The organism is Vibrio sp. 704 (genome assembly GCF_033339295.1).
This window is the reverse complement of sequence record NZ_JAWOUH010000128.1, coordinates 1-1051: the sequence shown is the minus strand read 5'-3', so window position 1 is coordinate 1051 and position 1051 is coordinate 1. Positions and strand designations below refer to the sequence as shown.

Genomic DNA, 1051 nt, shown 5'->3' with positions numbered 1-1051 from the left:
GACAACGGTGGTCTGATTCTAAGCCAGTACGTTCAAGCATTGTTTGGCCCTTACGGTCAAATCGTTCTTTCTGTGATTGTATTGCTAGCGTGTCTGACAACGGCTATCGGTCTGATTTCAGCATGTTCTGATTTCTTCAGCTCGAAGACATCACTGTCATACAAGCAGTGGGTTCTAATCAACGGTGCAGTATGTGCGCTAGTTGCTAACGTTGGTCTAGCGCAATTGATTTCGCTCTCTGTACCTGTACTGTTTGCCCTTTACCCAGTGGCGATTGCTTTGGTTGCTCTTACCTTTGTTCGTAGCAAACTGCCAAATCCTCGCTTTGCATACCGTGCGGTACTGCTAGTATCACTATTGTTCGCACTTGTTGATGCAGCGAAAGTTGCTGGTTTGGATGTATCTGCGTTCAACGTACTACCGCTGTTTGAAGTGGGCATGGGTTGGGTTCTTCCTACTCTGGCAGCTATCATCTGCATGTTCTTCATCTCTAAATCTGTTCAACCAGAACTACGAGAAGAAGCGGCGTAAAGACGCCAGAAACTGAATAATGAAAAAGCCCGATGAAGTGATTCATCGGGCTTTTTTGTATCTGGTTCGCATCAATGTAAGCGTCGGTGCTTAAAGCGTATCGTGGAACTCCACAAGTACTTGTTCACACCACTTTTCAATTCGCTCGTCACTCAAATCGTATTGAGAGTCTTCATCGAGTGCTAGGCCAACAAATTGGCTGCCATCTTCCGTTAGCGCTTTCGAGGCTTCAAACTTATAGCCTTCGTTTGGCCAATAACCGATAAACTGGGCGCCGGTTGCTTTTAACTCGTCGTGCAGTAGGCCCATGGCATCAAGGTACCATTCACCGTAGCCTTCTTGGTCGCCAAGACCAAATAGGGCCACAACTTTGCCTTTCAACGGCGTAGACGCGATGTCTTGCCAAATGGCGCTCCAATCTTCTTGGATCTCACCAAAGTCCCAAGTCGAGATGCCTAGAAGCAATAAATCATATTCAGCCATCAGCGATAGCGGCGTCTCTTTCACATTGTGAATATCG

Annotated in this window: 2 protein-coding genes; one reads left to right on the top strand and one right to left on the bottom strand. The window is 46.9% G+C overall.

Translation table 11 applies throughout. The annotated features are described in order from the left end of the window. On the top strand, window positions 1–531 hold a 531-nt coding region (locus tag R7R24_RS24925), incomplete at its 5' end, for a branched-chain amino acid transport system II carrier protein (protein WP_318119778.1). 90 nt (window positions 532–621) lie between these two features. Here R7R24_RS24925 and fldB read toward each other — a convergent pair. Then, a partial coding sequence (fldB, locus tag R7R24_RS24920; protein WP_318119777.1) for a flavodoxin FldB occupies window positions 622–1051 on the bottom strand: 430 nt, incomplete at its 5' end.